9 protein-coding genes are annotated in these 8,405 nt (G+C 71.7%); 7 read left to right on the top strand and 2 right to left on the bottom strand.

The genetic code is table 11. The features are described from left to right. On the bottom strand, window positions 1-1,173 hold a 1,173-nt coding region (locus tag AB0442_RS40875; protein ID WP_366168602.1), incomplete at its 3' end, for a peptidase M4 family protein. A 483-nt stretch (window positions 1,174-1,656) separates the two neighbouring features. Here AB0442_RS40875 and AB0442_RS40870 point away from each other — a divergent pair. Both AB0442_RS40870 and AB0442_RS40865 read left to right on the top strand, forming a co-directional pair. Continuing rightward, entirely contained in the window at window positions 1,657-2,184 is a 528-nt protein-coding gene (locus AB0442_RS40870) for a MarR family transcriptional regulator (protein WP_344627263.1), read from the top strand. Between the two features lie 65 nt (window positions 2,185-2,249). After that, window positions 2,250-2,582 carry a DUF3817 domain-containing protein gene (locus tag AB0442_RS40865; protein WP_344627264.1) on the top strand — a complete coding sequence of 111 codons (333 nt, stop codon included), beginning with the start codon at window positions 2,250-2,252 and terminating at the stop codon, window positions 2,580-2,582. 182 nt (window positions 2,583-2,764) lie between these two features. Here AB0442_RS40865 and AB0442_RS40860 read toward each other — a convergent pair whose 3' ends face one another. Continuing rightward, complete coding sequence (locus AB0442_RS40860) at window positions 2,765-3,415, bottom strand: TetR/AcrR family transcriptional regulator (RefSeq protein WP_366168601.1); 651 nt, start codon at window positions 3,413-3,415, stop codon at window positions 2,765-2,767. A gap of 370 nt (window positions 3,416-3,785) precedes the next feature. Between AB0442_RS40860 and trxA the strand changes: the two genes are divergently transcribed. From trxA to AB0442_RS40835, 5 genes are all read left to right on the top strand, one after another. Further along, complete coding sequence (gene trxA / locus AB0442_RS40855; RefSeq protein WP_366168600.1) at window positions 3,786-4,772, top strand: thioredoxin; 987 nt, start codon at window positions 3,786-3,788, stop codon at window positions 4,770-4,772. Between the two features lie 627 nt (window positions 4,773-5,399). Beyond that, window positions 5,400-6,065, top strand: coding sequence for a DUF6230 family protein (locus AB0442_RS40850; protein WP_366168599.1), 666 nt, complete (start codon window positions 5,400-5,402; stop codon window positions 6,063-6,065). A gap of 132 nt (window positions 6,066-6,197) precedes the next feature. Further along, window positions 6,198-6,776, top strand: coding sequence for a DUF6114 domain-containing protein (locus tag AB0442_RS40845; protein ID WP_366168598.1), 579 nt, complete (start codon window positions 6,198-6,200; stop codon window positions 6,774-6,776). After that, the gene (locus AB0442_RS40840; protein WP_366168597.1) at window positions 6,773-7,948 is read left to right on the top strand and encodes a hypothetical protein; all 1,176 of its coding nucleotides are present in this window, start codon (window positions 6,773-6,775) and stop codon (window positions 7,946-7,948) included. Before AB0442_RS40845 ends, AB0442_RS40840 begins: the two co-directional genes overlap by 4 nt. Before the next feature lie 154 nt (window positions 7,949-8,102). After that, on the top strand, window positions 8,103-8,405 hold a 303-nt coding region (locus AB0442_RS40835; RefSeq protein ID WP_366168596.1), incomplete at its 3' end, for a hypothetical protein.

Here is an 8,405-nt window from a genome sequence, read left to right as displayed (position 1 = left end):
GATGTCGCTGGTGGCCTCGTTCAGGCCGCCGGACTCGCCCGAGTAGTTCAGGCCCGCCGTGTTGGCGGTGACGCCGTGGCTCATCTCGTGGCCGGCCACGTCCAGCTCGGTCAGCGGGTGGGTGTTGGACGCGCCGTCGCCGTACGTCATGCAGAAGCAGGAGTCGTCCCAGAACGCGTTGACGTAGTTCCGGCCGTAGTGCACCCGGCTGTAGGCGCCGACACCGTTGTTCTTGATGCCGTTGCGGCCGAAGGTGTTCTTGTAGAAGTCCCAGGTCACGGCCGCGCCGTACTGGGCGTCCACGGCGGCGGACTGGCTGCTGGAGACCAGGCCGGTGCCCCACACGTTGTCGCTGTCGGTCAGCAGCGTGCCGGTGCCGTTGGTCTTGTTGCTGAGCGTGGTGGTGTACTGGCCGCCGCGGGTGGCGTCCTTCAGCTGGTACGTCGAGCCGGTGTAGTTGGTGGTCAGGGTGACCGAGCCGACGAAGACGCCCTTGCCGCTGCCGGTCGCGTTGGTGGTCTGCACCTGCTCGTGGCTGGAGAGGACCTCGCCGGTCGCGGCGTCGGTGACCAGCAGCTGGCGGCTCGGGGTGCCGTCGGCGCGCATGCCCTCGACGGTGGTCTGGTAGGCCAGGCGGGGCTTGCCGGAGGCGGCCCAGACGACCAGCTTGCCGCCCGCGGGCGCGGCGACCGAGGTCAGCGCGGCCTCGTCGGCGTCCTTGGCGACACCGACGGTGGCGGCGACGGCGCCGTGCGCCTTGGAGGCGGCCTGCGCGGCGGTGAGCTTCGGGGTGAGCGTGGCCGGGGCGACCGAGCCCTGGACGGCGCGGTCGACGGACTTCACGGCGCCCTTGGCGTCCTGGTGCACGACCAGGTCGCCGCCCAGGACGGGCAGGCCGGCGAAGGTGCGCTCGTAGCGCACGTGCCGGGTGCCGTCGGCGTCGACGACGGCGTCCTTGACGACGAGCTGCTCCTGGCCAGAGAGGCCGAGGGTGCGGGCCGCGGAGGGCGCCTCGGCGCCGGCCTGCGCGATGAGCGCGGCACGCTGCTCGGCGGGGGCGGCGGGGCCCACCGGAGCGGGGGAGGCCTGCGCGATGCCGGCGCTGACCTGGATTGCACTGGCGAGGACCGCCGACGCAGAGAGAACGGCTCCGACTGTCAGCTTTCGCTTCACGTACGGGTTCCTTCCGGATCAACCGCGTGTGCGCGGTGGCGCCGCGTTCCGGGGCACCGGGGTTAGTGCCTGCTGGGGCGGAACGGGCGCGGACGTGCTGCTCCGTGCGGTTCGATGACGTCCGCCGGAGGGGTGGGGGCCGGCGGGTCGAACGAAGCTGGCGAGAAGCATGACAATGCAGATCGTGAAATGACAGGTCTCGATCGGGAGTTGGCCACCACTCGCCATCCGGACGCGAGCCTGCAAAGCGCCCGAAGCGCCCAATTCGCCCGTCCGATTGGTCGTTTCCATGCGGAGGAAACCCGTATGATCGCGTTCCGGCCCCAACTCCCGTCGCCAGAAGCAAGATTGCGGGCGTGCTTCGGCCGTGCGGAGCCCTGGTACGGACCAGAAATCGCTTGGCGTGATCCCGCCAGAACCGGCCCTTGTCCACCATCGTGGACACCTGCTACCCCGTCCCCCGTACGCCGGTACGGTGGAAGAGTGCCCAAGCCCCTCGCCCTCGACTTCGACCCGATCGCCCGCGCCGGTGACCTGTGGACCCGCCGCTGGGGCGCCGTCCCGTCCATGGCGGCGATCACCTCGGTGATGCGCGCCCACCAGATCCTGCTGTCCCGGGTGGACGCCGTGGTGAAGCCCTACGGCCTCACCTTCGCCCGGTACGAGGCGCTGGTGCTGCTCACCTTCAGCCGGGCCGGCCAGCTGCCGCTCTCCAAGATCGGCGAGCGCCTCATGGTGCACCCGACGAGCGTCACCAACACCGTCGACCGCCTGGAGCGGGACGGCCTGGTCGCCCGCCGCCCCAACCCCGCCGACGGCCGCGGCGTCCTCGCCGCGATCACCGACCGCGGCCGCGAGGTGGTCGAGCAGGCCACCCGCGAACTGATGGCCATCGACTTCGGCCTGGAGGGCTACGACGACGAGCAGTGCGCGCAGGTCTTCGAGCTGCTCCGTCCGCTGCGGGTGGCGGCCGGCGACTTCTCCCCGTCCGCGGAGGAGGGCGGGGCCTGACCCGGCCGGTGCGTCCGGCGGGGGTGCGGCCGGAGCGGCCGCACCCTGCGGTTACCCTCGTCGGTATGAAGCAGAGCGTGCTGACCCGATACCGGGCGCTGGCGTACATCACCGGCGTCCTGCTGATCCTGCTGACCGCCGGCGTGATCGCCAAGTACGTGCTGGACGTCTCGGGCGCGAGCGGCTTCACCAGCGCCGTCGGCATCGCGCACGGCTGGCTGTACGTGGTCTACCTGGTCCTCGCCTTCGACCTGGGCACCAAGGCGAAGTGGCCGATGGGCAGGCTGGCCTGGGTGCTGCTGGCCGGCACGATCCCGACCGCCGTCTTCTTCGTGGAGCGCAAGGTCTCCCGCGACGTCGCCCCGCTGATCGAGACCCCGGAGCCGGTCTCCGCCTGAGCCCCCGCCCGCCTCTGCGACCGAGCCCCTCCCCGCCCCGGGGAGGGGCTCCGGCGTTCCGGGGCCCGGTCCGTGCCGTCGACGGGTCGTAGGACGCCCGAACCAATCGGCGGGGACGTTCCGGCCACCGCCTTCCGGCCACCGCCTTCCGGCCGGCGGCGGGTGCCGTGAGGCCCTCCGGCTCAGGCGTCCAGGCCGACGAGGGCGCTCAGCATCAGGGTGGTGAAGCGGTCCAGCCAGCGGCGGGTGATGGGTTCGCCGGCGACCAGGAGCCGGTGCTCGACGGCGCCCGCGATCATGTCGAAGACGAGGTCGATCTCCTCGCAGGCGGCCGCCTCGTCCTGGTCCGAGCGGAGCTCGCCGCGGGCCTGGGCGTTGGCCCGTCCCGTCCGGACGAGGTGCTTCTGCGGGTCGACGATGCGTTCGCGGATGCGCAGCCGCAGCTGCGGGTCCCGGCTGCCCTCGGCGAACAGCGCCATCAGCGCGGCCTGCGACTCCGGCCGGGCGAGCAGGTCGGCGAACTGGGCGACGGTGGCGGCGATGTCCGCCCGCAGGCTGCCGAGGTCGGCCATCTCCAGTTCGTCGAAGAGGCTGGCGACGGCGTCGACGACCAGTTCGTTCTTGGACGGCCAGCGCCGGTAGAGGGTGGTCTTGGCGACGCCGGCCCGGGTGGCGACGTCGCCCATGGTGAGGCCGCCCCAGCCGAGTTCGGCGAGGGCTTCACGGGTGGCGTCGAGGATCGCCCGGTCGGCGGCAGCGCTGCGCGGACGGCCCTTGCCGCGGGGAAGGGCGGCGGCGTCCGGGGCAGCCGGCTGCTGGGTGGTGGGGGCCACCGAGCCTCCTAGCTGAAAATTTACCGGTTGGTAACTTGGTCGGTCCGGGTAACGGTAGCGACCGGAACCCCCGGTCAGCAGCCACCGGCGGGCGGAAAGTGGGGCAGGTCACGTCCTGCGGCGCCGAGGGGGTCTTGCGGGACGGGCCCGGGATGGAGATACGCTACGACTCGTAGCGAAAGAGCGGCAACCACGCGTCGTGCCCATGGGATCGGGCCGGTGCGGGGCGCGGATGGGGATCCGCGCCGGCAGCGGCTACACACCGGGAGGCGGCCCCCGACGCACGGTCGGGTGGCGCAGGCGCAACGACTCGGCGAGGTTTCCGGCCGGTTGGCGCCCGTCACCCGTGCGGACGGGGGAGGATGGTGCCATGCAGTCACGGAATTCGCGTCTCAACAGCGCCGCCCTTCGCGGAGCGGTCGACCTCGCCGCGGTCAAGGCGGCCGGCGAGGCAGCCCAGAAGGCCGAGCAGGCCCGGGCCGATCGGGCCCGGCAGGCCGCGGCCGGCGGCGACACCGCACCCGCGCCCCACCAGCTGGTCCTCGACGTCACCGAGGACACCTTCGAGGCGGAGGTCGTGCAGCGCTCGGCCGATGTCCCGGTCGTGGTCGACTTCTGGGCCGAGTGGTGCGGCCCGTGCAAGCAGCTCAGCCCGATCCTGGAGCGCCTGGCCGAGGAGTACGCCGGCCGGATCGTGCTCGCCAAGATCGACGTCGACGCCAACCAGCTGATCGCCCAGCAGTTCGGCATCCAGGGCATCCCGGCCGTGATGGCCGTGGTGGCGGGCCAGCTCGTGCCGCTGTTCCAGGGCGCCGAGAACGAGGCCAACGTCCGCAAGATCCTCGACCAGCTGATCGCGGTCGCCGAGCAGCGCTTCGGCATCACCGGCCTGTCCGCGGACGCGGCCGGCGGCGAGGCCGTGGCGCAGGCGCCGCGACTGCCGTCCGACCCGGCGCTGGAGGCGGCGCACGACGCGCTGGACCGCGGCGACCTCGGCGGCGCCGTCCAGGCGTACCAGAACGTGCTGTCCGACCAGCCCGGCAACACGGAGGCCAAGCTGGGCCTGGCGCAGGCCCGGTTGCTGCAGCGGGTCGAGGGCATGGACCCCCAGCAGGTGCGGGCGGCTGCCGCCGCCGGCCCGAAGGACGTCGAGGCCCAGCTGCGCGCGGCCGACCTGGACCTGGTGGGCGGGCACGTCGAGGACGCCTTCGGGCGGCTGGTGGACACCGTCGGCCGGACGGCCGGCGAGGACCGCGACGCCGCGCGGCTGCGGCTGCTGGAGCTCTTCGAGGTCATCGGCCCGGAGGACCCGCGGGTGGTCGCGGCGCGCAGCGCCCTCGCCCGGGTGCTCTTCTGACGGCAGTGGCCGGGCGGCTTTGCCGCGGCCGGGTGCAGTGGCCCGGCCCGGGCGGGTGGCACGGCGTGTGACCTGCGGTGTCGCTGGGGATTTGGCGACAATCCAGGAGATTTTGTAGAGCTTAATCAAATCTTGACAACCACCCTCAGCTGGTCACGTTCAGTGGCCGGCTGAGGTGTTTCAGCGCCGTTTCCTGCGGATTGCGGATGTGTCGCCCACGGTGAATGTGACTCAGAGTGATCGAGCCTCTGTTTCCATGATCAACGGCGCACACTGTTGGATTACCCGTCAGTAATCGACCCCTTGTGTTCGGCCCGGGATTCCAGCACGATCGGCCCACGCCCGGTCCCGCTCAGGGAATCCCCATCGGGTAACCGCCGGCCCCGGTCGGCGGTTGGAGGGCAGGGGGGTAGCCGCAGATCCCACACGCGGTTCCTGTCCTTCCTGCGACCGCGCAGCCGTGCGGTCGCCGGTTGTCGCTCGGGGGTGATCGCCATGTCCGTCGGCCCACGACGCGCTGGCGCTCTCCGCTACCGAGGACGTAGCTCTCTCCCATCCCAGGCCCGGGCCGGTGCGGGACGCACCGGACACGGCCGGAGATGTACGTCCTAGAAGGAGGACACACGCATGTCCCAGACTTTCGGCAAGACCAGCTGGAAGCGCTTCGGCATCGCCATGGTGCCGGGCATCGCCGCCACCGCGGCGATCGGCGTGGCGCTGGCCAACAACGCGCTCGCCGCCTCGTTCAACGTCTCCGGCCAGCGCTTCAAGGTCACCGCCGAAGACCTGACGGGTGAGAACTTCGCCCAGTTCGGCTCGTACGACTTCGAGACCAACGGCACCCCGCACGCGGTCGCGATCTCCGCGTTCGACACGGCCACCATCAAGGGCATGTGCCAGTCCGTGGTCAGCGAGCCCGCGCTGCTCGGCCTGAAGCTGCCGAAGGTGACCCTGCGCCTGGAGGCCGGCAAGAGCGACGACGTCAAGAAGCAGGTCTCCGCGCAGAACCTGCTGATCGACCTCGACCAGCTGTCCGCCGACGCCGAGTTCACCGACATCAACATCGGCCAGGACGCCTCGACGCTGAAGACCAGCGCCACCGCCAACTGGAAGAGCTCGATGGGCACCGGCAAGCCGTCCGGCCTGCTCGGCTTCTCGCAGACCGCCCCCAAGGCGCACCTGACCAACGTGAAGCAGACCGCGTGGGCCACCTCGGCCGGCACCTTCAAGCTCAACGGCCTGGACCTCAAGCTGTACGTCGGTGACGACGGCAACGGCAAGGAGTGCTACTGATCCTCGTCTGACGGGGCGCCGACCGGCGCACCGCGATGACGGATCCCGCGGCCGGAGGCGGGCGCCCGCCCGCCCCCGGCCGCAGCTCAGGCGTTTCCTCCCCCTCGCAGCGAACCATCGAGGAGTTGCATCGTGTCCAGCGCAACTGCCCAGGCGTGGCCCGAGAACGACGGCGGCATCAACCTGCGGCTGCGGTTCCGCAACTGGCGCCGCTCGCGGCCGTTCTGGGGCGGCCTGCTGGCCATGATCGCCGGCGTGCCCATCCTGTACTTCCCCTACGCCGAGCTGAACCTCGCCGGCATGACCGTGTCGATGGCCACCACCGCCGGCGCCGGCTCACTCATCATCGGCATCCTGATGATGTGCCTCGGCCTGACCGCGTGGTTCCAGCCGCTGGTGCGGATCTTCTGCGGCGTGGCGACCACGCTGCTCGCACTGATCTCCATCCCGGTCTCCAACCTCGGCGGCTTCGGCTTCGGCCTGATCCTCGGCCTGATGGCCGGCGGCCTGCTGATGGCCTGGGCGCCGCTCAAGCCCGTCGCCGCCGTCGAGGAGGTGCCCGCCGCGGAGCCCGCCGCCGAGGCCGCCACGGCGGACTTCACGGCCGAGGCCCCGGTCGGGACCACCCAGCCGCTGCTGCCCGCCCAGCAGACCCCGGCCGACGCCGCCGACGACGCCGCGCCGGCGGTCGACCCGGGGGAGCAGCGGTGACCGACCGGGACGAGTCCGCCGCAGCCGCCGTGCCCGGTCCCCGCCACGCCGCGCCGCGGACGAGCGTGCGCCGCCGCATCCGCGGCCGGGTGATGGCGATCGCCGCCGTGCCCACCGCGATGCTGGTGGGTGCCGCCTACACGCCGACCACGCTCGCCGTCGCCGACACCCAGAGCGACAAGGCCTGCGCCACGGCTCCGGACACGGTGATCGAGGAGACGCCCGTCCCCAAGAGCGAGATCAAGGTGCTGGCGGCGCCGTCCGCCACGGCCAAGGCCGGGACCAAGAAGTCCGGCGCGACCACCTCGCCCTCCACGGTCAAGGTGCCCGTCCCGACCACCACGGCCACCTCGGCGAAGCCCTCGCCGTCGGCCGACGCCACGCCCCCGAACGTGATCGGCGACATCCTCACCGGCATCGGCGACGTCTTCAAGCCGCTGACCGGCACCACGCCGACGCCGACCGCGGCGCCGAGCACCACCGCGAAGACCGTCACCACCCAGGCGGCCACCACCCCGGCCGCGAGCGCCTCCGCCGCGCCGAAGGCTGCCGCGACGCCCGCCCCCGCCGTGAAGGCGGCCACGCAGTCGGCGAGCCCGTCGGCCTCCCCCTCGCCGTCCGCCACCGGCCCGAACTGCCTGGTGGACACCAGCAAGGAGAAGGCGCTGGCGGCGCCGACCGGCCACGTGGTGCCCGACCAGAACTGGGTGCTGCACTCCAGCAGGCTCGCCCTGCACGGCTCGGTGTTCAACGGCGTGTACGACGTGAAGACGCCGACCGGCTCCAAGCGCGTCCTGAAGTTCACCACCGCCTCGGTGGACATCGGCGACCTCGACATGTCGACGATCGAGGTGAAGGACAAGACCTTCCACGTGAAGGCCGCGCCCGGCACCACCTCGACCATGCGCAACGGCCCGATCACCATGTACGTGGAGAGCCTCTCCGGCCACCTCTCGGCGATCTACGGCCTGCCGATCCCGATCGACCTGGGCGAGATCACCCTCACCCCGGACACCCTGCCCAAGTGGCTGTGGGACCTGATCGGCTCCGTGCCGATCCCGCTCGACATCACCCTGGACAAGGCCAAGGCCGTCCAGGCCGGCCAGTTCGGCGGCACCCTCAAGATCCCGGGCATGCACCTCTTCAACGACGACCAGCCGTACGACGGCTGAACCCACCCGTCGCACCCGCGGCCCGGCCGGATCCCCGGCCGGGCCGTCGGCGTTCCGGCGCCCTCAAGATCCTCGACCCGTGGAACGGGAGAAGCCACATGGTCACGCTCGAAGAGTTCGTCCAGCAGTGGACCGTCCACGCGGTGTTCAAGGGATGAGCGTCGTGCTCGTCCGGGTCGGGCACCTCGACGACCGTTACGAGTTCGTCGTCGAGCGGGACGGCCACGCCATGACCTGTGCATTCCGTACGGAGCAGTCCTCGCTGACCGACCCGGGCGGGGTGCCGCTCAGCGTGGTCGTCCGGGAACGCGGCCTCGTCGCCGAGTTCAAGGAGACGCCCGACACGCTGCGGCCGCTGAACAGCCGCCCGCTGCGCGGCGACCGTGTAGACCGCGGTCATCGGCGCCAGCCAGATGTAGTTGACGAACGCCCCGGGCAGGGTGAGCAGCAGCACCGC

This window comes from Kitasatospora sp. NPDC085895 (assembly GCF_040702125.1).
Lineage (GTDB): Bacteria > Actinomycetota > Actinomycetes > Streptomycetales > Streptomycetaceae > Kitasatospora > Kitasatospora arboriphila.
The sequence above is the reverse complement of the archived record's forward strand: the minus strand, read 5'-3'. Positions and strand labels throughout refer to the sequence as shown.